The organism is Martinezella sp. CNPSo 3964 (genome assembly GCF_057784375.1).
Genome location: NZ_JBXSOW010000011.1, coordinates 87,285 through 111,719, shown reverse-complemented (window position 1 = coordinate 111,719; position 24,435 = coordinate 87,285). Strand labels below are relative to the sequence as shown.

Genomic DNA, 24,435 nt, shown 5'->3' with positions numbered 1-24,435 from the left:
GATTAATGGCCGCCGGATGCCTTTTTCCGGCGGTTGCGTGCCATCATGTTGAGCACTTCGACGAGGGCTGAGAAGGCCATGGCGGCGTAGATATAGCCCTTGGGAACATGCACGCCCATGCCTTCGGCGATCAGCGTCGTGCCGATCATCAGCAGGAAGGCGAGCGCCAGCATGACGATGCTCGGGTTCTTCTCGATGAAATTGGCAAGCGGGTTGGCCGCGACCAGCATGACGGTAACTGCGGCAATCACGGCGACGAACATGATCGGCAAGTGCGGCGTCATGCCGACGGCGGTGATGATGCTGTCGACGGAGAAGACAAGGTCAAGCAGAAGGATCTGGCCGATCGCAGCGGCGAAGGTCGATGTCGTCGACTTGGCGATGAAATCCTCGCCGTGCTCCTGCGGATCGACATTGTGATGGATCTCCTTGGTCGCCTTCCAGACAAGGAAGAGGCCGCCGCCGATCAGGATCATGTCCTTCCAGGAGAAGCCCTGGCCGAAAAGTTCGAAGACGGGCTGGGTTAGCTGCACGATCCAGGCGACGGTGCCGAGCAGGGCGAGGCGCATGATGAGGGCGAGGCCGATGCCGATCTTGCGGGCTCTGTCGCGATGTTCGGGTGGCAGCTTGTTGGTCAGGATCGAGATGAAGATCAGGTTGTCGATGCCGAGGACCACCTCCATCACGACAAGCGTGACGAGCGCTACCCACGCACCCGGGTCCTGTATCAGCCCCATAATATCCATTGACGATGCCCCCTTTGATCAGCATTCGCCGATGCTGACCCCCAGCCCGGCCTCTCCAGAATGGCCGTAATGTAAGGAGTGCCGTGGTTCGTACAAGCGGCGCCGCCATTTTCATGACGGCGGGCGCATGTTCAGGCTTTCAAGGGTATCCAGATTTCCGTCACGCCCATGCCGGTGCGTGGGTCGAAGCGGTCGTCGTAGCGTTCCATCATGTCGAGCGTGCCGGCATGATGCTGCCCGGATTGCGGCAGCCATTCGCCGAAGATCTGATGCACGGTGGCGGAGATGCCGGAGATATGACCGCGATGCGTGAAGATCGCATAGTGCTGCGGCGGCAGTTTCGTCGTCACGAAACCCTCGGGGAGGTCGTCCGTGGTGGAGACTTCGGCTGCCGACATATAGCGAAAGCCCTCGCTGCCTTCGTCTGCCTGTGTACAAACGCCATAGGCGACGTTCCCGACCTGGCCGGGAATATGGCCGAAATGCTGGTTGAATTTCTGCCAGAGCGAGGGGATCGCCTCTGTTGCTTCATACGCGTAGGTTTCCGCAAGGCCGGCAAGCAGCATTGCAGGGTGGGTTTCGAAACGCGGTGCGTCGAGTTTGGGAAGGCGGGTATCGTCCATTCTGATCGGCTCCTGTAGAGCGAGGTTGCGAACGTGACCTTGCTTGCGCAGGTTTTCGGGCGTCATGCCGAATTGCTCGCGGAAGGCACGGGTGAAGGCCTCGTGCGAGCCGTAGCCGGCATCGAGGGCAACCTGGAGAATGGAGGAGGAGCCGTCGGTCAGTGCGAGAGCTGCCCCGCTGAGGCGACGGCTTCGGATATAGCCGCTGATCGAATGGCCCGTCGTCATGCCGAAGACGCGCGAGAGATGATAGCGCGACAGTCCGGCTGTTTCCGCAATCTCATCGAGCGAGATGTCGGATGCAAAATGGCTTTCGATAAACCATATGGCTCTGCCGATCGCGCTCACGTCTCTAACTCCCCTGGTTGCCGGACCAGTCTTAGGCTTCCGACAGTCGCGATGCTTGATCGCCATTGCGGAGTTGGATCACTACGCATTTGCCGGCAACAGGGGATGCCAGTTTTTCCTAATCCTTGCGATCGGGACCGTAACCCGCCAGGAAGACGCGTACGGCACCGCGTACGACATAATCGATCTCGTCCTTCGACGGCGGTTCGTCCATGTCTCCGAAGAGCCGCAGCTTGAAGTAGCCGCCGCTGGCCATTTCGAGGAAGTGGCGGGCAGCCATGTCGAAATCGTCGATCTTGAGATGCCCGGCCGCGACCTGTCGCTCAAGGAAGCCACGCAACACCGTGCGCAGGTTTTCAGGGCCGGTAAAGAAACGCTGACAGAGGGAGGGCATGCGTTCGCGCACGCCGATGACCGTGCGCATGGCGCTGATGGTCTTGTCTGACGTGACGTGCGTTACGAATACGATGCCGAAATCATAAAGAGACGTCGTGACATCCGCTTCGTCTGCAAGTGCGTTGCGCACGAGGTTGACGAAATAGGTACGCTCGCTCTCCATCATGGCGGCGAACAGATCTTCCTTGTTGGCGAAATAGACGTAGAGAGTGCCCTTTGAAACACCCGCTTCACGCGTGACATCGTTCATACTCGCCGCATCGAAGCCCATCTTCATAAAGACACGTTTCGCGCCTTCGAGAATTTGATGACGCTTGGCCGGATCTTCGCCGGCCGCCCAGCGTCCACCGGAGCCTGGTGCAGGCGCGTTCAATACAGCGGTATTTTGCGGTTCGTGTTTCATCGTCTCCTTCAATCAATCACTTTTTCTGATTCTTCAACATACTCGCCAATTAAATCGAACCGCTCAGTTCGATATCTCTTGATATGGAATGAAAAAGGCTCTATGTCAATTGAACCGAACCGTTCGGTTCGATTAATTTGCCAAGATTTTCGGTGGTAGGGAAATGTCGTCAAGTCATGGAAACAATGTAGCGCGCATCGTGGATGCTGATGCAGAGGCTGAAGCTCAGGACGTAAATGCGCCTGCGGATGCCCCTGTTGCCGAGACGCGCAGCACCCCGGCCCCCGCCCAGGCTGCGCCTGCTGCTCCGGCCCCTGCGGCCCCACCGCCGCCGGAAAAGAAGCGGCGCAGCCTGGCTTTTCCAATCATTCTGGTCGCAGCTCTCGCAGCTGGCGGCTGGTATGGCTATGACTGGTGGACGAACGGCCGGTTCATGGTGTCGACCGACGATGCCTATATCGGCGGCGATATCGCGACCATTCAGCCGAAGGTCACAGGCTATGTCGCCAAGGTAAATGTCGTCGCCAACCAGCAGGTCAAGGCCGGCGACGTGCTCGCAACGCTCGATGACGGCGACTATAAGCTGGCGCTCGGCCAGGCTCAGGCCTCGCTCGATACCGAACAGCTTTCGCTCCATACCATCGATGCACAGATCGCTGCCGGCCAGGCAGCCCTTGCCCAGTCGCAGGCGCAGAAGGTTGCCCTGGAAGCCACGGTCCGCGGCGCCCAGATCACCCAGACGCGTGCTGCTGAGCTGCAATCGAAGTCGGTCGGCACCACGGCCGCTTTGGATAGCGCCAATATCGCGCTTGATCAGGCCAAGGCCAATCTGGTCGGCGGCGACGCCGCCATCGCATCCGCACAGGCCAACATCAACCTCTTGCAGGCACAGCGCCGGCAGGCCGAAAGCACGATCAAGGGCCTCGAGGCCGCTCGTGACAAGGCTGCCCGCGACCTGTCCTTCACCGTGCTGAAGGCGCCCTATGACGGCATCGTCGGCAATCGTTCTGTCCAGGAAGGCGACCTCGTCTCGCCCGGTCAGAAGCTGATGGCGATCGTGCCGATCCGCCAGCTCTATATAGACGCGAACTTCAAGGAAACGCAGATCCAGCACCTGGTTCCCGGTTCTAAGGTCAATGTTCACGTCGATGCCTATAGCGACCATCCGATCGTCGGCACCGTCGAGTCGATCTCGCCGGCCTCCGGCTCGGTCTTCTCGCTGCTGCCGCCGGAAAACGCGACGGGTAACTTCACCAAGATCATCCAGCGCGTGCCTGTCCGCATCGCACTGCCGCAGGATGCGCTCAATACCGGCCGTCTGCGCGCAGGCCTCAGCGTCGTTGTCGACGTCGATACCCGCACGGCACCGGACAAGTAAGCGATCAAGCTCGGGAGAGACGCGCCATGTCGTCCGCCAGCACTACAGCCGGGTCGCCCCCACGCGCGGCCGGTCCCGCCGCGCCCGCGGCGGATCATATCGACACGAGAAAGCTCATTGCCTTCCTGGCGATGGTGCTCGGCATGTTCATGTCGATCCTCGACATTCAGATCGTTTCAGCCTCGCTCAGCGAAATCCAGGCCGGTCTCAGCGCCGGCTCGGATGAAATCGGCTGGGTGCAGACGGCCTATCTGATCGCCGAAGTCATCATGATCCCGCTGTCGGGAACGCTGGCGCGCATCATTTCGACGCGCTATCTGTTCGCGATCTCGGCCGCGGGCTTTACAGCAGCGAGCGCGCTTGCCGCGACCGCGACCAACATCGACCAGATGATCATCTACCGCGCCCTGCAGGGCTTTATCGGCGGCGGCATGATCCCCTCGGTCTTCGCGGCGGCCTTCACGATCTTCCCGCCCTCCAAGCGCAACGTCGTCTCGCCGATCATCGGCCTGATCGCGACGCTTGCCCCGACCATCGGCCCAACCGTCGGCGGCTACCTCTCCAATGCCTTCTCCTGGCACTGGCTGTTCCTGGTCAATATCCCGCCCGGTATCGTCGTTGCCATCGTCACCTGGAATTTCATCGATTTCGACAAGCCCGAACTGTCGCTGATGAAGAAGTTCGACTGGTGGGGTCTGATTTCGATGGGCGTTTTCCTCGGCGCGCTGGAATATGTGCTCGAAGAAGGCAACACGAACGACTGGTTCAACGACAATTATATTGTCGCCGGTGCCATCGCTTCCGCCATCGGCGCCGTGATCTTCTTCTACCGTGCCTTCACGGTCGAATTCCCCGTCGTCGATCTCAGGGCCTTCACAAACAAGAACTTCTCCTTCGGGTCGATGTTCTCCTTCGTCATGGGTATCGGCCTTTACGGCCTGACCTATATCTATCCGCTCTATCTCGCGCGCATTCGTGGCTACGATTCACTGCAGATCGGCGAGACGATGTTCGTCTCCGGCCTCACCATGTTCTTCACGGCGCCGCTTGCCGGTTTCCTGTCGAGCAAGGTCGACCTGCGCATCCTGATGATCATCGGGTTCACCAGCTTCTCGGCCGGCACCTACATCATGATGCACCTGACTGTGGACTGGGATTTCTGGGAGCTGATGATCCCGCAGATTCTGCGTGGCTTTGGCCTGATGCTCTGCATGGTGCCGATCAACAATATCGCGCTTGGAACCATGCCGCCCGCCCGCATGCGCGGTGCGTCCGGCCTGTTCAACTTGACGCGTAACCTCGGCGGCGCCGTCGGTCTCGCAATCATCAACACGCTTTTGACGAACCGGCAGGACCAGCATTACTTCAACCTGCGCGACCATATTCATTGGGGCAATCAGGTGGCTGTCGATCAGCTGAACAATATGGCCGCCAGCTTCAATGCCGCCGGTCTGAACGGCGATCAGGCTGCACTGAAGCAGATGGTCAACATGGCGACGCAACAGGCGGTCGTCATGTCCTTCGGGGATATTTTCCTGATGCTGACAGTGCTGTTCCTGGCGATGATTCTCGGCGTTCTGATGCTCAGCAAGCCAGGTGCCGCTGGCGGCGGCGGTGGCGGAGGCCACTGATCCGGTTCTTACAAGAATGCTCCCAAGGCATGGCCCCTCCTCGCGAGGGGCCTTTTTTATTTGTGGTCGCTGCCGGAAAATCCAGTGGTCAGAAATTTTTGATTTACGTACATCAAAAATCGCAGTAAGGATTGCGGCAGGAGGAGCCATGAGACCGACCGTGCATGACATTGCCGCAGCTGCCGGCGTCAGCCTCGCCACCGTGGACCGCGTCTTGAACCAGCGCCCAGGCGTGCGGCTGGTGACGCGGGAGAAGGTGGAAGCCGCCATTCGGCAGATCGGCTATATCCGCGATGTCGCCGCCGCCAATCTGGCCAAGGGCCGCGTCTATCCTCTCGTCTTCATCGTGCCGACAGGCGATAATTCCTTCATGCACGGACTGCGTTCAGAGGTGCATCATGCGACCTTGCGCGCCAGCATCGAGCGCACCGATATTCGCATCGTCGAGGTGCCGGCTTTTGACGTGCCGTCCCTGGTTGCGGCGCTTGATGCATTGCAGGGGCAGAATATCGCCGGTGTCGCCCTGGTGGCGACCGATGCGCCGGAGGTCAGAGCTGCGGTCGACCGGCTCGTGTCCGAGCGCATTCCCGTCGTCACGTTGGTTTCGGACCTCACCGATTCCGCCCGTCATCATTATGCCGGCATCGACAATATTGCCGCTGGGCGCACGGCCGCCCGCCTGCTTGGGCGGTTTCTGGGTGGCCGTGAGGGTGATCTCACCGTTCTTGCCGGCTCGATGCTGGTGCGCGACCATCGCGAGCGCCTGCAGGGTTTTTCGGCGGTCATGGCGGAAGAGTTTCCCAAGCTGCGGCTGCTGCCTGTGCTCGAAGGGCGCGACGATCCCGAGCGGACGAAAACGCTCATTTCCAAGGCTCTCTCCGAACGCAAGGATATTATCGGCATCTACAGCCTCGGCGCCGGCAATCGCGGCCTGATTGCGGCCCTGGAGGCCGTCCGGCCCGCGCGTGAGTTGACCGTGGTCGTGCATGAGCTGACGCAGCATACGCGGGCAGCGCTGATGGATGGCACGATCGACGCCGTTCTCAACCAGGATGCCGGCCATGAGGTCCGCAGCGCCATTCGCGTCATGAAGGCGACCGCCGACGGCCAGGCCGTCATCGCCGATCAGGAGCGCATCCGCCTCGACATTTTCTTGAAGGACAATCTGCCCTGAGCATTCGAACGCGGCAGAGCATAGGGAGTAACATCTGATGTATTTGGGTCTCGATCTCGGAACCTCCGGCGTCAAAGCCATGCTGATCGATGGCAATCAGAAGATCATCGGCTCCGCCAATGGCGGGCTCGACGTCTCGCGTCCGCATCCCGGCTGGTCGGAGCAGGATCCTGCCCACTGGGTCCGGGCGACCGAGGAAGCCGTTGCCGGATTGAGGGCGGCGCATCCGAAGGAACTGGCGGCCGTACGCGGGGTCGGCCTTTCCGGCCAGATGCATGGCGCGACGCTGCTCGATGCCGACGACAAGGTGCTGCGTCCCTGCATTCTCTGGAACGATACCCGCAGCTATCACGAGGCTGCCGCGCTGGATGCCGATCCCCGTTTTCGCGCGTTGACCGGCAATATCGTCTTCCCCGGTTTCACCGCGCCGAAGCTTGCATGGGTCGCCAAGCATGAGCCGGAGATTTTCGCCAAAGTACGCTGGGTGCTGCTGCCGAAGGATTATCTGCGCCTGTGGCTGACGGGCGAGCATATGTCGGAAATGTCCGACTCCGCCGGCACCTCCTGGCTCGATACCGGCAAGCGCAAATGGTCTTCCGAGCTGCTGGCCGCGACCAATCTCGATGAGAAGCAGATGCCGACGCTGGTCGAAGGGACCGAAGTAGCCGGCAAGCTGCGCGGCGAGCTGGCCTCGAAATGGGGTATCGATGGCGATGTCGTCGTTGCCGGCGGGGCAGGGGACAATGCGGCCTCGGCTTGCGGCATGGGCACGGTGAGCCACGGCGCGGCCTTCGTTTCGCTCGGCACATCGGGCGTGCTCTTTGCCGCCAACGGTTCCTATCTGCCTAAGCCGGAAAGTGCCGTCCATGCCTTCTGCCACGCGCTGCCCAACACCTGGCACCAGATGGGCGTCATCCTCTCGGCGACCGATGCGCTGAACTGGCATTCGCATGTGACAGGCAAGTCCGCTGCCGAACTCACCACCGAGCTTGGCGAGACGCTGAAGGCGCCGACAAGCGTCACCTTCCTTCCCTATCTCTCGGGCGAGCGTACACCGCACAATGACGCGACGATCCGTGGCGCCTTCATCGGTCTCGGTCATGAAAGCGGCCGTGCTGTGTTGACGCAGGCCGTGCTCGAGGGCGTGTCCTTCGCCATTCGCGACAATCTGGAAGCGCTGCGCTCTGCCGGCACGGATATCGCGCGGGTGACGGCGATCGGCGGCGGCTCGCGCTCGCGCTACTGGCTGGCCTCGATCGCAACCGCTCTCGGTGTCCCCGTCGACCTGCCGGCCGATGGCGATTTCGGCGCAGCCTTCGGCGCTGCCCGTCTCGGCCTGATCGCGGCGACCGGCGCCGATCCAGTCGCGGTCTGCACCCCGCCGCAGACGGCCGGCACCATCGATCCCGTGGCATCGCTGACGGAGGCCTATGTGGATGCCTACAAGCGCTATCGGGCGGTTTATCCGGCGATCAAGCCGCTGTCGGAGCATTGAAATAGCGTGCGCATGGGAGCCCCTCATCCGCCCTGTCGGGCACCTTCTCCCCGTTCTGACGGGGAGAAGGGGAAAGAGGCGCCTACTGCCCGCCCCTAACGCTTTGCTCGGCGGGGATACAGAGGTCGTTCCCTCTCCCCGCAAGCGGGGAGAGGGCTAGGGTGAGGGGCAACGCCGCACGGCACGAACAAACAATACCGAAATACCAAACCCAAGGAGATGAGACATGAGCACCGGATTTTTTGGTGACATCAGCAAGATAAAATACGAAGGCCCGGATAGCACCAATCCGCTCGCCTTCCGCTATTACAACAAGGACGAAGTCGTTGCCGGCAAGCGCATGGAAGAGCATCTGCGTTTCGCCGTTGCCTATTGGCACACCTTCACCTGGCCGGGCGGCGATCCCTTCGGCGGTCAAACCTTCCTTCGTCCCTGGTTCAACGAGACGATGGAAGCCGCCAAGCTGAAGGCCGATGTCGCCTTCGAATTCTTCAGCCTGCTCGGCTCTCCCTACTACTGCTTCCACGATGCCGACGTGCGTCCGGAAGGCAAGAATTTTGCCGAGAACACCAAGAACCTCAACGAGATCGTCGACTACTTCGCCAAGAAGCAGGCTGACACGGGCGTGAAACTGCTCTGGGGCACGGCGAACCTCTTCTCCAACCGCCGCTTCATGTCGGGCGCCGCGACAAATCCGGATCCGGACGTCTTCGCCTTCTCGGCCGCGACCGTGAAGACCTGCATGGACGCCACCCACAAGCTCGGCGGCGAGAACTACGTCCTCTGGGGCGGCCGCGAAGGCTACGAGACGCTGCTCAACACCGACCTGAAGCGTGAGCTGGACCAGATGGGCCGCTTCCTCAATCTCGTCGTCGAGTACAAGCACAAGATCGGCTTCAAGGGCACGATCCTGATCGAGCCGAAGCCGCAGGAGCCGACCAAGCATCAGTATGATTACGACGTCGCGACCGTCTACGGTTTCCTGAAGAAGAACGGCCTGGAAAACGAGGTGAAGGTCAATATCGAACAGGGCCATGCGATCCTTGCCGGCCATTCCTTCGAGCATGAACTGGCGCTTGCCAATGCGCTCGGCATCTTCGGTTCCATCGACATGAACCGCAACGACTACCAGTCCGGATGGGATACCGACCAGTTCCCGAACAATGTTCCGGAAATGACGCTGGCCTACTATCAGGTTCTGGCGGGCGGCGGCTTCAAGTCCGGCGGCACGAACTTCGACGCCAAGCTGCGCCGTCAGTCGCTCGATCCGGAAGATCTGCTCATCGGCCATATCGGCGGCATGGATTGCTGCGCCCGCGGCCTGAAGGCTGCCGCCAAGATGATCGAGGACAAGGCGCTCTCCAAGCCGCTCGCCGACCGTTACGCCGGCTGGGATTCGGCCGAAGGCCAAAAGCTGCTGCGCGGCGAATACTCGCTCGACCAGATCGCGCAGTGGGTCGAGACCAAGGACGTCAACCCGCAGCCGAAGTCCGGCAAGCAGGAACTGTTGGAAAACGTCGTCAATCGTTACGTTTGATTGAGAGGTTCGGGAGGCGGTGCTTCATCGCCTCCCGACTTCCACCGAAATGCACGGCTGGAAATGGCTATCGGATTTCCCGAGGGGTCCTTGGCATTGGCGAAGACATAACCGTCGGCCTGATGCAAAGGACCGAATTCCAGCCCTTCTTCGGCGCATCTCGCGCGGAAAGCTTCGACATGCTCGACGTCGAAGACCAGTTTTACCAGCACCTGGCCCATTTTCTGCGCCTTGCCCGCCGGATGGATCAGCAGATTGGCGCCGCCATCCGATGCCAGCATTTCGACGATCCGGTCGCCCTCCAGACGGAGCGGCCTAAAGCCGAAATATCTCTCGTAAAAGCTTACCGTCGTTTCGACATCGCGGACGTAAAGGGTGATTCTGCCGAGCGGCATCGCGGCGCCTGCCTATCGCCGGAGGCGTGCCGGAGCCGCAACCGAGTTTCGCACGACGAGGTCCGGCCGCAGCAGGATTTCCGTTTCGGGCGGCTCGCCATCCGAAAGCAGCTCCAGCAGCAGCGCCATCGCATGCTTGCCGATGGCGGTACGGGGCTGACGGATGGTCGTCAGCGACGGCGTCATGAAGACGGCTTGCGGCACGTCGTCGAAGCCGGTCACCGAAAAATCCTCGGGGATGTCATAGCCGCTTGTTTTCAGGCCGATCATCACGCCGATCGCGGTCTGATCGTTGACGCACATGAAGGCCGTCGGCAGGGTGTCGCGCATGAAGAGCTGCTCGACCGCCAGCCGCCCGCTCTCGATGGTGCCGTCGCCTTCGAGCACGATGCGCAGGTCATGGCCGATACCGGCGGCATCCAGCCCGGCTTCATAGCCCATGCGCCGGCGGCTGTAGGCGAGGCGGGTGCGGGAATCGCCGATGAAGGCGATCTTGCGATGGCCTTCGGCAATCAAAAGGTCGACGGCCTTGCGGGCGCCGGCGATATCGTCGACGCCAACATAGGGAATGCCGCCGTTGAAAACCGGCTCGAAGACGCCGACGCTCGGCGGCAGCCGCGCCGTCATCGTCTGATGCCCGAAGGGCAGGATGCCGGTGAAGAGGATCAGCCCGGCCGCCTGGTTGGAATTGAGGAACTTCAGATATTCCAGCCCGCGCTGCGCATCATTCTGCGTATGGCCGATAAGGATGCCATAGCCGTGGGAGCGTGCTTCATTCTCCAGGCCGATCAGAATATTGGAGAAATTGGGGTCGCCGATATCGGGCGCAACGACCAGAATCATGTTCGAGCGGCCGAGCCTCAGGCTGCGCGCCATGGCATTGGTCGTATAGCCGGTGACGGCGATAGCCTGATTGACTTTCAGCCGCGTTGAATTGGCGACTTTCTCCGGTGTGTGGATGGCCCGCGAAACCGTTGCTATCGAAACATTGGCAATTCGGGCGACGTCTTCGATAGTTGCGGGCGTGGAATTCGACACTGCGCTCTGCCTTGGGGTCTCGTCTGCGCTGGAGACTACACAGACTTACGTGGAGGTCAAAGGTGACGACGAAAATTTGTAAGATATCCAACGATGTAAACCTTTACACAGGTTATGTAAAGGTTTACATACCAAGGAAAGCGGGTGGGACCGCAGGGAGGATTCAATGAGTTCGGAAGCCGTCGACGGTACTGTCGTGCTGTCTGCGAGAGGGGTATCCAAATCCTTCAGCGGCGTGCAGGTGCTGTTCAGCGTCAACTTCGATCTTCGGGCCGGCGAAATCCATGCGTTGATGGGCGAAAACGGCGCTGGCAAATCGACCCTCGTCAAGGTCCTGTCCGGTTTCGAGCAGCCGACATCAGGTGAAATCCTCCTCGATGGCAAGTCGGTGAAGCTGCCGCCGAACGGTGCTGCCGAAGCGCTCGGCATTGTCATTATCCACCAGGAATTCAATCTTGCGGAGCACCTGACCGTCACCGAGAGCCTGTTTCTCGGCCGCGAAGTCACGCGCTTTGGCGTGCTCGATCGCAAGCACATGCGGGCGGAAACGCGGCGCGTACTCGATCTGCTCGGCTCGCATGTCGACGAGAATGCGATGATCAGCTCACTCTCGATCGCCGACAAGCAGATGGTCGAGATCGCTAAGGCCATCAGCCGCGATGCGCGCATCGTCTTCATGGACGAGCCGACCGCTGTTTTGTCGCGCGAGGAAACCAATTTTCTCTTCAAGCAGGTGCGCAAGCTGCGCGATCAGGGAACGAGTTTCGTCTTCGTCTCCCACAAGCTGGACGAGGTCATGGAGCTGACGGATCGCGTCACGGTCTTGCGCGACGGCCAATGGGTGAAGACATCGCCGACCTCCATGCTCGATGGCGAGTCGATCGCCCAGCTGATGGTCGGGCGCGAACTCTCCAGCCTCTATCCGGCCAAAAACGAGCCCGATGTCGACGAGAACGTCGTGCTCGGCGTCAGCTCACTTTCGACGGGCTATGTCCATGATGCGAATTTCGAGCTGCGCAAGGGCGAGATACTGGGTTTCTCCGGCATGATCGGCTCCGGCCGCACCGAGCTGATGGAGGCGATCGTCGGTCTGCGCTCGCGCGGATCCGGGGACGTCATCGCCAATGGTCAGACCGTGCCCCCGCATGACGTGCATGCGGCGATCGGTGCCGGCCTTGCCTATATGACCAAGGACCGCAAATCCAAGGGCCTGCTTTTGAACTCGGGCATGGCGGTCAATCTGACGCTGCAATCGCTCGATCGGCATGGCAAGTTCGGTTATCTCAGCGCCTCCAGCGAGGCGAACGCATTGACGCGGGCGCGCCGTCGCTTCGACATCCGGGTGCGGGACGGCAATATCGTCGCGGGCCGCATGTCCGGCGGCAATCAGCAGAAGCTGCTTCTGGCGAAGGTCATGGAGACGGAGCCGCAGATCATCATCATCGACGAGCCGACGCGTGGTATCGATGTCGGCACGAAGCAGCAGATCTATCATTTCATTTCGGCGCTGGCGCGCGACGGCCATTCGATCATCGTGATCTCTTCGGAAATGCCCGAGGTTATCGGGCTCTGCACGCGGATTGCCGTCATGCGCGAGGGACGGATCGTCGGTATCCTCGAAGGCGAGGAGATCTCCGAGCAGGAAATCATGCGTTATGCGGCGGGCCTGAAGAAAAAGACGGCGGCCTGAAGGGGCGGCGGAGAGCAGGGCGAATTCCCTGCAATCATGGGACGGGAGGTTGGTTTTGGTTATGAGCGTGGGCGAAGACAGCAGCGGCAAGGCCGGTCGGCGAGGGCGTTCCTGGCGGGATGTCGATCTCAGGGCCGTTGCGCCGTTTGCGGCACTGGTGCTGCTTCTGATCGTGGGCGCACTGGTCAATCCGAACTTCATCGGCATCACCAATCTCACCAATGTCGCGACGAGATGCGCCTTCATCGCCATCATCGCGGTCGGTGCGACTTTCGTCATTTCCGCCGGCGATCTCGATCTGTCCGTCGGCGCGATGGTCGCCTTCGTCGCCAGCTTGATGATCCTGTTCATGAATTCGGGCGTCATCGCCGACCCGGCCATGATGCTGGCGGCAGCCGTGTTGTTCTCGATCGTTGCCGGTCTCCTATGCGGCCTCGCCAACGGGCTGATTACGACCATGGGCAAGATCGAGCCGTTCATCGCGACGCTCGGCACGATGGGCGTCTATCGCGGCTTGACGACCTGGCTATCGCAGGGCGGCGCCATCACCCTGCGGCCGGCGGATATTCAGGCGCTCTACAAGCCCGCCTATTACGGCACTGTGCTCGGCGTGCCGGTGCCGATTTTGGTCATCCTCGTCGTCACCTGCATTGCGGCCTTCATTCTCTACCGCACCCGCTATGGGCGGCATGTGATTGCGGTCGGCTCCAGCCGTGACGTTGCCCGTTACTCCGGCGTGGCGGTCAATGGCGTGCGCACCGTCGCTTTCGTCATCCAGGGATTTTGCGTTGCCATTGCCGTGCTTCTCTATGTGCCGCGGCTCGGCTCCACGTCGGCGACTACGGGCAGCCTGTGGGAGTTGCAGGCGATCACCGCAGTCGTCGTCGGCGGCACGGCGCTGAAAGGCGGTGCAGGCAGGGTATGGGGCACGATCTGCGGTGCCTTCATCCTCGAACTCGTCGGCAACATCATGCTGCTTTCCAATTTCATCAGCGAGTATCTGCTCAGCGCCATCCAGGGTGCGATCATCATCATCGCCATGCTGGTTCAGCGCTCGCTGGCTCGCAAATAGCGAATAACCGGGTAAGGGGGCGCCCGGTCATCAGGACAAGGCCCTGTTTCTTTGTGGGAGGATAAAATGCGAAAAAGACTATTGGGTGTGGCCGTCCTAATGGCGGCTCTGGCGGGCACCGTGCATGCCGCAGACAAGAAGGTGACGATCGGCGTTTCCATTCCGGCCGCCGACCACGGCTGGACCTCGGGCGTGGTGTTCCACGCCGAGCGTGTCGCCAAGCTGTTGATGGCGGAGCATCCGGGGCTGAACGTCATCGTCAAGACCTCGCCCGATGCCGCAAGCCAGGCCAATGCGGTCCAGGACCTTGAGACCCAGGGCATCGACGCTCTCGTGATCCTGCCGTCCGACCCGGACCCGCTCGTCAACGCCATCAAGGAAGTCAAGGACAAGGGCAAGTTCGTGACGCTCGTCGACCGCGCGCCGAGCAACAACGACAATTCCGTTCGTGACCTCTATGTTGCCGGCAACAACCCGGCGCTTGGCCAGACCGCTGGCGAATACATCAAGAAGAACACGCCGGACGCTCAGGTCGTCATCATCCGGGGTCTGCCGATCCCGATCGATCAGCAGCGCCAGGACGGCTTCGACAAGGGCATTGCCGGCTCGAACGTCAAGGTTCTCGACCGCCAGTATGGCAACTGGAACCGCGACGACGCCTTCAAGGTCATGCAGGATTACCTGACCAAGTTCCCGAAGATCGACGTCGTCTGGTGTCAGGATGACGACATGGCCGTCGGCGTGCTGCAGGCGATCGAGCAGGCCAAGCGCACCGACATCAAGTATGTCATCGCCGGCGCCGGTTCGAAGGACATGATCAAGAAGGTCATGGATGGCGACAAGCTGATCCCCGTCGACGTGCTCTATCCGCCGGCAATGGTCGGCACCGCCATGGAACTGACGGCTGCCAACTTCTACGACCAGGTTCCGGTTCGCGGCAACTACATCCTCGATGCGACGCTCGTCACCAAGGACAATGCCAAGGACTTCTACTTCCCCGATTCACCGTTCTGATCGGTCATTCGGTTGATTTTGCCAGGCGCCCGCCGGTTTCGGCGGGCGTTTTTTAAGTACGCTGCCGGCTCGTCTCAACGCGGATGGAAATTTTGCGGCACGTACCTCTTGCCGTCTGCGGCGTGCCGTGATTAGGTCGCAAGGCATTCGACTTTCATCCTGACGACCCTATAGTTTTTTGAGGCTACGGCATCAAAGCCGCCTCGGATATGGGTCCGAAAGGCATCGGAAACGTTTACAGAGCGCGATTAGGGAGGAATTACAGATGAAGACGATCAAAGGACCAGGCCTGTTTCTTGGCCAGTTCGCCGGTGACGCGGCGCCGTTCAACTCGTGGGATTCGATCACGAAATGGGCTGCCGATGCCGGCTATGTCGGCGTACAGGTTCCGACCTGGGCGGGTCAGCTCATCGACCTGAAGAAGGCGGCTTCCTCCAAGGATTATTGCGATGAGTTCGCCGGTGTCGCCCGCGCCAACGGCGTCGAAGTCACCGAGCTTTCCACCCACCTCCAGGGCCAGCTTGTCGCCGTGCATCCTGCCTATGACGAAGCCTTTGATGGCTTCGCGGCGCCGGAAGTACGGGGCAATCCGAAGGCACGCCAGGAGTGGGCCGTCGAGCAGGTGAAGATGGCGCTGACGGCGTCGAAGCATCTCGGCATCAAGGCGCATGCGACTTTCTCGGGCGCGCTCGCCTGGCCCTTCATCTATCCCTGGCCGCAGCGCCCGGCTGGCCTCGTCGAGACCGCTTTCGAAGAGCTTGCTCGCCGCTGGACGCCGATCCTCAACCATGCCGACGAAAACGGCGTCGACGTCTGCTACGAAATCCATCCGGGCGAAGACCTGCACGACGGCATCACCTTCGAGATGTTCCTGGAGCGCGTGAAGAACCATCCGCGCGCCAACATGCTCTACGATCCCTCGCACTATGTCCTGCAGTGCCTCGATTATCTCGAGAACATCGATATCTACAAGGACCGCATCAAGATGTTCCACGTCAAGGATGCGGAGTTCAATCCGACCGGACGTCAGGGTGTCTATGGCGGTTACCAGGGCTGGGTTGAGCGTGCCGGCCGCTTCCGTTCGCTCGGCGACGGCCAGGTCGATTTCGGCGCCGTCTTCTCCAAGATGACCGCCAACAATTTCGACGGCTGGGCCGTGGTCGAATGGGAATGCGCGCTGAAGCATCCCGAAGACGGCGCCCGCGAAGGCTCCGAATTCGTCAAGGCGCACATCATCCGCGTCACGGAAAAGGCGTTCGACGACTTCGCCGGCAGCGGCACGGACCAGGCGGCCAACCGGCGCATGCTGGGGCTGTAATCCAAACCCTTCTCCCCGCAATTGCGGGGAGAAGGTGGACTCAAACGATGGAGCGGAGCGAAATCGCTTGAGGACGGATGAGGGGCCTTCTCGATATTTCCACCAATTCAGAGCTTGCAGAAGGCTCGGCCCCTCACCCTGACCCTCTCCCCGCCGGCGGGGAGAGGGGACGATTGCGGCAGGCGATCGCGTTCAAACAATTCAATTCATTCAGGAGGACAAAATGGCAATCGAAGGATCATCGGAACAGACGCGGGAGCCGCGCATTCGGCTTGGCATGGTGGGCGGCGGCGCCGGCGCATTCATCGGCGCGGTGCATCGCATTGCGGCGCGCATTGACGACCAGTTCGACCTCGTCGCCGGCGCGCTTTCGTCTTCACCGGACAAGGCTATCGCTTCCGGCCGTGACCTCGGTCTCGATCCCTCGCGCACCTATTCGAGCTATCGCGACATGGCGATCCGTGAAGCCAAGCTGAAGAACGGCATTGAAGCGGTTTCGATCGTCACGCCGAACCATGTCCACTATGACGCCGCCAAGGAATTCCTGCGTCGCGGCATCCACGTCATCTGCGACAAGCCGCTGACCTCAAATCTTGCCGATGCCAAGAAGCTGAAGAAGGTGGCTGACGAGAGCGGCGCACTCTTCATCCTCACGCATAACTACACCGGCTATCCGATGATCCGTCAGGCGCGCGAGATGATCGCCAATGGCGAGCTGGGCGATATCCGCATCGTACAGGCGGAATATCCGCAGGATTGGTTGACGGAGAACATCGAGCAGTCCGGCCAGAAGCAGGCGGCATGGCGTACCGACCCGGCCCAATCGGGCGTCGGCGGCTCCACCGGCGATATCGGCACGCATGCTTATAACCTCGCGTCCTTCGTCACCGGCCTCGAGCTCGACAGCCTCGCCGCCGATCTCGACAGCTTCGTCGAGGGCCGTCGTCTCGACGATAACGGCCATGTGCTGCTGCGCTTCAAGGCGAAGGGCAAGGAAAAGCCGGCAAAGGGCATGCTCTGGTGCAGCCAGGTGGCGCCCGGCCACGAGAATGGTCTGAAGCTCCGCGTCTATGGCACCAAGGGCGGCATTGAGTGGACGCAGGCCGATCCGAACTATCTGTGGTACACGCCGTTCGGCGATCAGAAGCGGCTGATTACCCGCAACGGTGCCGGCTCTGGTGCTGCCGCGGCGCGTGTCTCGCGCATCCCGTCGGGCCATCCGGAAGGCTATCTGGAAGCGTTTGCCACGATCTATACCGAGGCTGCGCGCGCCATCAACGCTCGCAAGAAGGGCGTGGCGGTCGATCCGGCCGTGATCTATCCGACCGTCGATGACGGCGTGAAGGGCGTGGCTTTCGTCGAGGCTTGCGTTGCCTCGTCCAAGCGCAACGGCGCCTGGGTCAAGCTCTAAGTTTTAGATAAGGTTCGAGGCGGAGAAACCGCCTCGAACCTGCTTGTTCAGGTCGCAGCTTGCTGCTTGCGCTTCGTCAGCGCGTCGATGCTCAGCGGGCCGCCGCCGGCGCTGGCGAGAAACAGGAAGATGAAGCAGAAGAGGATGGCGGAGACGCCGCCGTTCTGCGCGGGATAAAAGCTCTTCGGCGCGTGGGCCAGGAAATAAGCGAAGGCCATCAGGCCTGACAGGATGAACGAAGCGATCCGCGTCTGAAAGCCGATCAGGACAAGGAAGCCGAGGGTGAGCTCCAGCAGGCCGGCGATCCAGGACAGCGATCCTACAGGTGGCACCGTTTCAGCTGCTGGGAAATGCAGCACCTTCTGCGTTCCATAGCTGAAGAGCACGAGCGAGGCGACGATGCGCAGGAGGCTCAGCAGATGAGGGTGGAGGGCGTGGAGCGCAGGGAGCATTTGTATCCTTTCGTTGTCAAGTTTCGACGCTACCCTCAATTGATCCGCGTTGGAAAGACAAGTCACGACTGTTGACATTGCTGTTATCGAGCCGTGCGAAGAGTGTTGCTGCTGCTGGCGAAATTTTACGGAATGGTGCGAGCCGGCGTGATTTGTCGAGACCTGCAACGTTGCAGTTTTCCTGTGCCGGCACTGTACTTTGAGACGCAGCTTGGTTAAACCGCAGCCAACGAAGCCATAACAGACGGGATTTTCATCATGATCGATCCGAAGCTTCTTGCCGATCGCTTCCCCGGCGATTTCACATTCGGTGTTGCCACCGCCGCCTTCCAAATCGAAGGCGCCACCAAGGCCGATGGCCGCAAGCCTTCCATATGGGATGCCTTTGCCAACATGCCCGGCCGGGTCTATCAGCGCAACAATGGCGACGTCGCCTGCGATCACTATAATCGGCTGGAGCAGGATCTCGATCTGATCACGGAGATGGGCGTCGAGGCCTATCGCTTCTCGATCGCCTGGCCGCGCATCATTCCCGAAGGTACCGGTCCGGTGAACGAAGCCGGTCTCGATTTCTACGATCGCCTCGTCGACGGCTGCAAGGCACGCGGCATCAAAACCTTCGCCACCCTCTACCATTGGGATCTGCCGTTGGCGCTTGCCGGCGATGGCGGCTGGACGGCGCGCTCGACGGCGCATGCGTTCCAGCGTTATGCCAAGACCGTCATGGCCCGTCTTGGCGACCGTCTGGATTCGGTTGCCACCTTCAACGAGCCCTGGTGCATCGTCTGGCTGAGCCATCTTTACGGCATTCATGCGCCGGGCGAGCGCAACATGCAGGCAGCGCTCTATGCCATGCACTATATGAACCTTGCGCATGGTCTCGGCGTCGAGGCGATCCGCTCCGTGGCGCCGAAGGTGCCCGTCGGCATCGTGCTCAACGCTGCATCCGTCCTGCCGGGTTCTGATCGTCCCGAAGATCTGGCTGCCGCCGAGCGCGCGCATCAGTTCCATAACGGCGCCTTCTTCGATCCGATCTTCAAGGGCGAATATCCGAAGGAGTTCGTCGAGGCGCTTGGCGACCGCATGCCCGTCATCGAGGATGGCGATCTGAAGACCATCAACCAGAAGCTCGATTGGTGGGGTCTGAATTATTATATGCCGATGCGCGTCTCCGATGACGCATCCAAGAGCGGTGATTTCCCCTGGACGAAGGACGCACCACCGGTCAGCGACGTAAGGACGGATATCGGCTGGGAGGTCTATTCGCCCGGTCTGAAGCACGTCGTCGAAGATCTCAACAAGCGCTACGAGCTGCCGGAGTGCTACATCACCGAAAACGGTGCCTGCTACAATATGGGCGTCGTCAACGGCGAGGTCGATGATCAGCCACGTCTCGATTACTATGTCGAGCATCTCGGCGTCGTCGCCGATCTCATCAAGGATGGCTATCCGATGCGCGGCTACTTCGCCTGGAGCCTGATGGACAATTTCGAATGGGCGGAAGGCTATCGCATGCGTTTCGGCCTCGTGCATGTCGATTACGAGACCCAGGTGCGCACGGTCAAGAAAAGCGGCAAGTGGTACAGGGAGCTGGCCTCGCAGTTCCCGAAGGGCAACCACAGAGCGGATTAATGCGGTTCTAGCTTCCCTTGGGGGAGGTCGCACGAAACGCGTTTGGGGGGTGACCTTCGGTGTCTGCAATGGGTCACCCGCCTCGGATATTCGGTCCGACCGTCCCGTCAAGGGGAGGGTATTTGTCGCCCGAATCGGCAGGGCCTGATAGATATCGAGCATGATCCAGCGGCCGATTTCCATTTATGCGCTTTGCGGCAGCCAGCGGCAGGCTTCGACCAGCCGGAGGCTGCTGGAGGCTTTGCAGCTTGCCTGCCCGGAAGGCATCACCATTGCGATCTGCGATCTGATCGGTGATCTGCCGATCTTCAATCCGGACAATGAGGGTGAGCGAACACCAGCCGTTGTCGAGCGGTTTGCGGCCGAAATCCGTAAGGCAGACGGTTTGATCGTGTCGTGCCCGGAATATGCCCATGGCATACCCGGCGGTTTCAAGAATGCGCTCGACTGGCTGGTGTCGCGCGACGAGGTGCCATTCAAGCCGCTGATGTTTGCGCATGCCTCGCATCGCGGCGATCTCGTATTGGCACAGCTCACCGATGTCCTGCAGACCATGTCGCTGCATATTGTGGAGGATGCTTTCTTGCGTCTGCCGGTTGCGGGCAAGAGCGATGAGGCGCAGGCGGCAATGCTGCTGGAAGCGTGGGAAAGCGGCCTTTTATCCGCGAGTCTTAATCGTTTTAGACGGGCGATTGCCGCTGGGGCGTGAATTCTTCCCATTTTGGCAAATTTACAACCCCTTCCTGTAGGAATCTCCGATTCGCCTTAACCGTTTGTTGAAGACCTGACGTCAGACTTCTCCGTCAAGGAGAAAAAGGTGTTGGGAGCAGTTTTCAAGTCACTGCGGAAGAATGCGCAGATCGGTCGTCATTCTATTGTGACGGCCGTTTTGATTTGCTTCGCACTGATTGTTGCCGTCGTGACCTTGATGGTTCTCACCGCAATCGGACGTGTTGCCGATTACTCCAACAAGCTGGATGACGAGCGCTCCTGGGAAACGACCGTCGGTGCGCTGAAGACCTTTCAGGGACAGCTGGAAGCGACGTTGCATGACCATTCCGCTCGCAACGATGCGGCGCGAAATGTTTATGGCACCGATACTCAAGGCTGGATCGTCGGCAACTATGGCGACATTTCCTCCAACGGTGCGCTGTTCGACACCGCCGTCATCGTCGACGACAACAACAAGCCGATTGTTGCTTACCACGATGGCCAGCCATTGACTGACAATATCGAGGATGTCCTCGGCACTGCCATCTGGGCGCTTGTCGATCAGGCACGAACAACACGTGTGACCGGGGTGCCGGAGGCTTCGGGCTACATCATGACCAGGGATGGTATCGCCGCGGCCGGTGCTGCGACGATCCGCGAAAGATCCGGCCGTATTCCGGTGCCGGAAGGTCATCGGCGCTATCTGATCCTCGTGCGTTACCTTGACGCTGGCCGGATCAAGATGCTCTCCAACACCTATGTCATCAGCGGCTTGACGCTGGTGCCGCCGGATACGGTCGCTCGATATGCCGTCTCCATTGTCGATCCGCTCGGCAAGTCGCTGGGACGGCTGGTCTGGGGATCGCGTCAGCCTGGGGACATGAGCTATCAACAGGTCCGCCCGTTGGTGCTCGGCGCGCTTGGTCTTGTGGGTCTGTTTTTCGTCGTGCTTTTGATCCTGGGATCGCTGGCAGGGCGCCGGTTGCGGGCGGAGGAAGTTCAGGCACGTCAGGTGTCGCTTCGCGACCGGCTGAGCGGGCTTCTCAATCGTGAGGGGTTGCGGCTCGATGTGGATCGTCTGGTCGACCGGGCGCGTTCCGACGGCACCAACGTCCTGCTTCTCTACCTCGATCTGGATGGCTTCAAGGAAATCAACGACGCTTATGGGCATGGCACTGGCGATCAGCTCATCCGTGCGGTTGCCGCCGGGCTCAAGGTGCTTGTGCCGCCACAGGCGGCTTTGGCGCGCCTTGGAGGCGATGAATTTGCCATCGTCTTCCCGACGAAGGAACTCAACGACGCCCCGGCTTTGCGGCTGGCCGAGCAGATCCTGGATTTCCTTGCCGAGCCTCTGGAGATCGGTCGTCGTGTGGTCGTGGTCGGCGCCAGCATCGGCATCGCAAGCTCGCCTGAAGGCCGCATCGACCGTGAGGAACTAGTGCGCCGCGCCGATCTTGCCATGTACAAGGCCAAGGAAGCCGGCCGCGCCCGAATGACCTGCTATGAAACCGCCATGGATGCCCATCGCGAGGAGCGTAATGCGCTGGAACTCGATCTGCGCCGCGCCATCGACATGGAGGAACTAACCGTCGCCTACCAGCCTCTGGTCGACGCATCGAGCTGCGAGATGATCGGCGTCGAGGCGCTGGTGCGGTGGAACCGCCCCGGTCACGGGCCGATTTCGCCGGAAGTCTTTATCCCCATCGCCGAAACGAGCGGCCTGATCGAAGCGCTGGGCCTGCTCGTGCTGCGCAAAGCCTGCGAGGCGGCCAGGCAATGGCCGGATTTGCGGATTGCGGTCAACGTTTCGCCGGGCCAGTTCCGCAACCCCGCCTTTGCCGATTATGTCCGTAGCGTATTGAACAGCACGGAGATCGAAGCCGATCGGGTGACGCTGGAAATTACCGAAGGCTATATCATTCAAAACCCTGAGCGTACCCGCCAGTCGATCGAGCGGTTGAAGAGGCTCGGCGTCAAAGTGGCGCTCGACGATTTCGGTTCCGGTTTCTCCTCCATCGGCTACCTGCGCCAGTTCGGTTTCGATCGCATCAAGATCGATCGCTCGCTGACGATGAATGTGCTGGAAGACAACCGCGCCCGCGAAATGGTGAAGGCAACCGTGGCGCTGGCTCGCTCGCTCGATATTCCCGTTACGGCCGAAGGTATCGAATCCGAGGCGCAGGGAAGGGCACTGGAAGACTTCGGCTGTGATGAGTTGCAGGGCTACTTCTACGGCAAGCCGATGCCGGACGCCGAGATCAGCAAGCGGCTTGCGGTGCAGATGGCAACCGCGCTGGACGAAGAACACGCCGCCGCCTGATATGCTGAGAGCATCCATGCAGTATTGACGGAAAACGGCTGCGCGGTTTTCGTGGGAAATGCTTTAGCCGATATGTTCGTGGCCGCGTTTGCGCGCGAGCGCGATTTGCCGCTGCCTTTCGCGATAGCGTTCGCGATCCTCTTCGCCGCGCTCATGGTAGCAATGGCTGCACGAGACGCCGGCTTCGTAGAAGGGTGAGGTCACTTCCTCTGATGTGATGGGATTGCGGCAGGCGTGGCAGAGCTTGTGATTGCCCTCTTTCAGGCCATGCTCGACGGAGACGCGCTCGTCGAAGACGAAGCAGGCGCCTTCCCAGAGGCTTTCTTCTGCCGGCACTTCCTCGAGATATTTCAGGATGCCGCCCTTGAGATGATAGACTTCATCGAAGCCCTGCTGCTTCATGAAGGCGGTCGCCTTCTCGCAGCGGATGCCGCCGGTGCAGTACATGGCGATCTTCGGCTTGTTGTGCAGGCCGGTATTGTCGCGCACCCAATCGGGAAATTCGCGGAAGGTCTTGGTCTTCGGATCGACCGCGCCCTTGAAGACGCCGATGGCGGTCTCATAATCGTTGCGGGTGTCGATGACGATGGTGTCGGGGTCGGAGATCAGCGCGTTCCAGTCCTTCGGCGCGACATAGGTGCCGACGACTCTCGTGGGGTCGATATCCTCGACGCCCATGGTGACGATCTCTTTCTTGAGCTTCACCTTCATACGCACGAACGGCATTTTCGACGCGCGGCTTTCCTTATGCTCGAGGCCGGCAAATTCCGGCTGCGCGCGCAGGAAGGCAAGCACGGCGCCAATGGCGGCATCCGTGCCGGCGACGGTGCCGTTGATCCCCTCGTGCGCGAGCAACAGCGTTCCCTTCACACCCTTTTCCTCGCAAAGCGCAAGCAGGGGCTCGCGCAGGCTTTCGAAGCGCGGGAAGGAGACGAAATGATAGAGCGCGGCAACGAGGAATGCGCCGGTCGCGTCGCGCCGTGGATCTGAAAGCATGTCGGTCATGCCGGGGAAATACAATTTTGTGAGCTTTCAGGCAATCGGGATTTACGCCGCAGCTCCTGCGCCGTCGTCATTCCCCTCGGTCGGCGTGGCGAAAGGCGCCGAATGCCATTGCCGGCGGGTTGAAATGCCACTCGCCTTACAAGATTTATCGCGCGGGCGGCGCATCATCCTTGATGTCGTCGGCAAATCTGCGCATGAGCCGCACAAGGTCCTCGATGTCCCGCTCGTCCCATTTGGCGAAAATAGACCGTGCGATCCTCTCTCTCGCCTCATCGATGCGATCGGTCATCGCCTTGCCCGTCTCGGTGATGACGGCCTCGCGAAGACGGCGGTCGACCGCATTTTCCTGCCGGCTGATCAGCCCGAGCCCTTCCATTTTCGCGACCTGACGGCTGACGGTGGTGTAGTCGCGCCCGACACGATCGGCCAGTTCGACAACGCCGATGGGGCCGAGCCGTTCCACCAAAACCAACAGGGAAAACAGTGCGCGGTCGAGGGAGATGCCTGCCTCTTGGATCATTGCCTCGTCGCGCTGAGGTCGGTTCATGACGCCGACGATTTCGACGAGCGCACTATGAAGTTCGCGCAGCCGACCGCTAATATGTGTATTTTGCAAGCTTTTTGTTGACACGATGCCGCCCTTCTC

The 24,435-nt window shown here is 60.7% G+C and carries 21 protein-coding genes; 13 read left to right on the top strand and 8 right to left on the bottom strand.

The annotated features are described in order from the left end of the window. Positions 1 to 2: 2 nt before the first annotated feature. From AC13Q5_RS27860 to AC13Q5_RS27850, 3 genes are all read right to left on the bottom strand, one after another. Positions 3 to 746: a TerC family protein gene (locus AC13Q5_RS27860; RefSeq protein WP_075851708.1), complete on the bottom strand. Its 744-nt coding sequence runs from the start codon at positions 744 to 746 to the stop codon at positions 3 to 5. A 131-nt stretch (positions 747 to 877) separates the two neighbouring features. Next, positions 878 to 1,717 (bottom strand): GyrI-like domain-containing protein, encoded by an 840-nt coding sequence (locus tag AC13Q5_RS27855; RefSeq protein ID WP_488503883.1) that lies wholly within the window; start codon positions 1,715 to 1,717, stop codon positions 878 to 880. A gap of 118 nt (positions 1,718 to 1,835) precedes the next feature. After that, a complete protein-coding gene (locus tag AC13Q5_RS27850) occupies positions 1,836 to 2,516 on the bottom strand; it encodes a TetR/AcrR family transcriptional regulator (protein WP_488503882.1) in 681 nt (226 codons plus the stop codon). Between the two features lie 163 nt (positions 2,517 to 2,679). Between AC13Q5_RS27850 and AC13Q5_RS27845 the strand changes: the two genes are divergently transcribed. The 5 genes from AC13Q5_RS27845 (at position 2,680) to xylA (ending at position 9,731) form a co-directional block, all read left to right on the top strand. Continuing rightward, complete coding sequence (locus AC13Q5_RS27845; protein WP_075851705.1) at positions 2,680 to 3,894, top strand: HlyD family secretion protein; 1,215 nt, start codon at positions 2,680 to 2,682, stop codon at positions 3,892 to 3,894. 26 nt (positions 3,895 to 3,920) lie between these two features. Next, positions 3,921 to 5,525, top strand: a complete 1,605-nt coding sequence (locus AC13Q5_RS27840; RefSeq protein ID WP_075851704.1) for a DHA2 family efflux MFS transporter permease subunit — start codon at positions 3,921 to 3,923, stop codon at positions 5,523 to 5,525. Between the two features lie 148 nt (positions 5,526 to 5,673). Further along, positions 5,674 to 6,699, top strand: a complete 1,026-nt coding sequence (locus AC13Q5_RS27835; RefSeq protein WP_488503881.1) for a LacI family DNA-binding transcriptional regulator — start codon at positions 5,674 to 5,676, stop codon at positions 6,697 to 6,699. A 37-nt stretch (positions 6,700 to 6,736) separates the two neighbouring features. Next, positions 6,737 to 8,194 (top strand): xylulokinase, encoded by a 1,458-nt coding sequence (gene xylB / locus AC13Q5_RS27830; RefSeq protein ID WP_488503880.1) that lies wholly within the window; start codon positions 6,737 to 6,739, stop codon positions 8,192 to 8,194. Positions 8,195 to 8,420: 226 nt separating this feature from the next. Then, the gene (gene xylA / locus AC13Q5_RS27825; protein ID WP_075851701.1) at positions 8,421 to 9,731 is read left to right on the top strand and encodes a xylose isomerase; all 1,311 of its coding nucleotides are present in this window, start codon (positions 8,421 to 8,423) and stop codon (positions 9,729 to 9,731) included. Here the strand turns inward: xylA and AC13Q5_RS27820 are convergent. Together AC13Q5_RS27820 and AC13Q5_RS27815 are read right to left on the bottom strand one after the other, a co-directional pair. Continuing rightward, positions 9,722 to 10,126, bottom strand: a complete 405-nt coding sequence (locus AC13Q5_RS27820) for a VOC family protein (RefSeq protein WP_488503879.1) — start codon at positions 10,124 to 10,126, stop codon at positions 9,722 to 9,724. The genes xylA and AC13Q5_RS27820 overlap by 10 nt on opposite strands. A 12-nt stretch (positions 10,127 to 10,138) precedes the next feature. Beyond that, on the bottom strand, positions 10,139 to 11,164 hold the full coding sequence (locus tag AC13Q5_RS27815) for a LacI family DNA-binding transcriptional regulator (RefSeq protein WP_488503878.1): 1,026 nt from the start codon (positions 11,162 to 11,164) through the stop codon (positions 10,139 to 10,141). Between the two features lie 166 nt (positions 11,165 to 11,330). Here AC13Q5_RS27815 and AC13Q5_RS27810 point away from each other — a divergent pair, with 166 nt between their 5' ends. From AC13Q5_RS27810 to AC13Q5_RS27790, 5 genes are all read left to right on the top strand, one after another. Further along, positions 11,331 to 12,854 (top strand): sugar ABC transporter ATP-binding protein, encoded by a 1,524-nt coding sequence (locus AC13Q5_RS27810; RefSeq protein ID WP_488503877.1) that lies wholly within the window; start codon positions 11,331 to 11,333, stop codon positions 12,852 to 12,854. A 61-nt stretch (positions 12,855 to 12,915) separates the two neighbouring features. Beyond that, the gene (locus tag AC13Q5_RS27805; protein ID WP_488503876.1) at positions 12,916 to 13,926 is read left to right on the top strand and encodes an ABC transporter permease; all 1,011 of its coding nucleotides are present in this window, start codon (positions 12,916 to 12,918) and stop codon (positions 13,924 to 13,926) included. A 66-nt stretch (positions 13,927 to 13,992) separates the two neighbouring features. Beyond that, positions 13,993 to 14,940, top strand: a complete 948-nt coding sequence (locus AC13Q5_RS27800; protein WP_075851696.1) for a substrate-binding domain-containing protein — start codon at positions 13,993 to 13,995, stop codon at positions 14,938 to 14,940. 265 nt (positions 14,941 to 15,205) lie between these two features. After that, positions 15,206 to 16,258, top strand: coding sequence for a sugar phosphate isomerase/epimerase family protein (locus AC13Q5_RS27795; protein WP_488503875.1), 1,053 nt, complete (start codon positions 15,206 to 15,208; stop codon positions 16,256 to 16,258). 223 nt (positions 16,259 to 16,481) lie between these two features. Next, positions 16,482 to 17,669, top strand: coding sequence for a Gfo/Idh/MocA family protein (locus AC13Q5_RS27790; protein WP_488503874.1), 1,188 nt, complete (start codon positions 16,482 to 16,484; stop codon positions 17,667 to 17,669). Positions 17,670 to 17,716: 47 nt separating this feature from the next. Here the strand turns inward: AC13Q5_RS27790 and AC13Q5_RS27785 are convergent, their stop codons facing one another. Next, positions 17,717 to 18,121: a DoxX family protein gene (locus AC13Q5_RS27785; RefSeq protein WP_457878881.1), complete on the bottom strand. Its 405-nt coding sequence runs from the start codon at positions 18,119 to 18,121 to the stop codon at positions 17,717 to 17,719. A gap of 258 nt (positions 18,122 to 18,379) precedes the next feature. Between AC13Q5_RS27785 and AC13Q5_RS27780 the strand changes: the two genes are divergently transcribed. The 3 genes from AC13Q5_RS27780 (at position 18,380) to AC13Q5_RS27770 (ending at position 22,784) form a co-directional block, all read left to right on the top strand. Then, the gene (locus AC13Q5_RS27780; RefSeq protein WP_488503873.1) at positions 18,380 to 19,753 is read left to right on the top strand and encodes a GH1 family beta-glucosidase; all 1,374 of its coding nucleotides are present in this window, start codon (positions 18,380 to 18,382) and stop codon (positions 19,751 to 19,753) included. A gap of 160 nt (positions 19,754 to 19,913) precedes the next feature. Then, positions 19,914 to 20,462: an NADPH-dependent FMN reductase gene (locus AC13Q5_RS27775; protein WP_488503872.1), complete on the top strand. Its 549-nt coding sequence runs from the start codon at positions 19,914 to 19,916 to the stop codon at positions 20,460 to 20,462. Between the two features lie 111 nt (positions 20,463 to 20,573). Further along, positions 20,574 to 22,784, top strand: a complete 2,211-nt coding sequence (locus AC13Q5_RS27770; RefSeq protein ID WP_075851692.1) for a putative bifunctional diguanylate cyclase/phosphodiesterase — start codon at positions 20,574 to 20,576, stop codon at positions 22,782 to 22,784. 63 nt (positions 22,785 to 22,847) lie between these two features. Here the strand turns inward: AC13Q5_RS27770 and trhO are convergent, their stop codons facing one another. Next, a complete protein-coding gene (trhO, locus tag AC13Q5_RS27765) occupies positions 22,848 to 23,789 on the bottom strand; it encodes an oxygen-dependent tRNA uridine(34) hydroxylase TrhO (protein ID WP_488503871.1) in 942 nt (313 codons plus the stop codon). Between the two features lie 145 nt (positions 23,790 to 23,934). Continuing rightward, complete coding sequence (locus tag AC13Q5_RS27760; protein WP_457878965.1) at positions 23,935 to 24,423, bottom strand: MarR family winged helix-turn-helix transcriptional regulator; 489 nt, start codon at positions 24,421 to 24,423, stop codon at positions 23,935 to 23,937. Between the last annotated feature and the right edge of the window lie 12 nt (positions 24,424 to 24,435).

What these genes read in the sequence shown, in the direction of transcription:
- AC13Q5_RS27780 (WP_488503873.1), top strand. Translation starts at nt 18,380, where the DNA reads ATGATCGATCCGAAGCTTCTTGCCGATCGCTTCCCCGGCGATTTCACA.
- AC13Q5_RS27795 (WP_488503875.1), top strand. Translation starts at nt 15,206, where the DNA reads ATGAAGACGATCAAAGGACCAGGCCTGTTTCTTGGCCAGTTCGCCGGT.
- AC13Q5_RS27775 (WP_488503872.1), top strand. Translation starts at nt 19,914, where the DNA reads ATGATCCAGCGGCCGATTTCCATTTATGCGCTTTGCGGCAGCCAGCGG.
- AC13Q5_RS27810 (WP_488503877.1), top strand. Translation starts at nt 11,331, where the DNA reads ATGAGTTCGGAAGCCGTCGACGGTACTGTCGTGCTGTCTGCGAGAGGG.
- xylA (WP_075851701.1), top strand. Translation starts at nt 8,421, where the DNA reads ATGAGCACCGGATTTTTTGGTGACATCAGCAAGATAAAATACGAAGGC.
- xylB (WP_488503880.1), top strand. Translation starts at nt 6,737, where the DNA reads ATGTATTTGGGTCTCGATCTCGGAACCTCCGGCGTCAAAGCCATGCTG.
- AC13Q5_RS27835 (WP_488503881.1), top strand. Translation starts at nt 5,674, where the DNA reads ATGAGACCGACCGTGCATGACATTGCCGCAGCTGCCGGCGTCAGCCTC.
- AC13Q5_RS27845 (WP_075851705.1), top strand. Translation starts at nt 2,680, where the DNA reads ATGTCGTCAAGTCATGGAAACAATGTAGCGCGCATCGTGGATGCTGAT.
- AC13Q5_RS27790 (WP_488503874.1), top strand. Translation starts at nt 16,482, where the DNA reads ATGGCAATCGAAGGATCATCGGAACAGACGCGGGAGCCGCGCATTCGG.
- AC13Q5_RS27860 (WP_075851708.1), bottom strand. Translation starts at nt 746, where the DNA reads ATGGATATTATGGGGCTGATACAGGACCCGGGTGCGTGGGTAGCGCTC.
- AC13Q5_RS27800 (WP_075851696.1), top strand. Translation starts at nt 13,993, where the DNA reads ATGCGAAAAAGACTATTGGGTGTGGCCGTCCTAATGGCGGCTCTGGCG.
- trhO (WP_488503871.1), bottom strand. Translation starts at nt 23,789, where the DNA reads ATGACCGACATGCTTTCAGATCCACGGCGCGACGCGACCGGCGCATTC.
- AC13Q5_RS27850 (WP_488503882.1), bottom strand. Translation starts at nt 2,516, where the DNA reads ATGAAACACGAACCGCAAAATACCGCTGTATTGAACGCGCCTGCACCA.
- AC13Q5_RS27805 (WP_488503876.1), top strand. Translation starts at nt 12,916, where the DNA reads ATGAGCGTGGGCGAAGACAGCAGCGGCAAGGCCGGTCGGCGAGGGCGT.
- AC13Q5_RS27840 (WP_075851704.1), top strand. Translation starts at nt 3,921, where the DNA reads ATGTCGTCCGCCAGCACTACAGCCGGGTCGCCCCCACGCGCGGCCGGT.
- AC13Q5_RS27785 (WP_457878881.1), bottom strand. Translation starts at nt 18,121, where the DNA reads ATGCTCCCTGCGCTCCACGCCCTCCACCCTCATCTGCTGAGCCTCCTG.
- AC13Q5_RS27820 (WP_488503879.1), bottom strand. Translation starts at nt 10,126, where the DNA reads ATGCCGCTCGGCAGAATCACCCTTTACGTCCGCGATGTCGAAACGACG.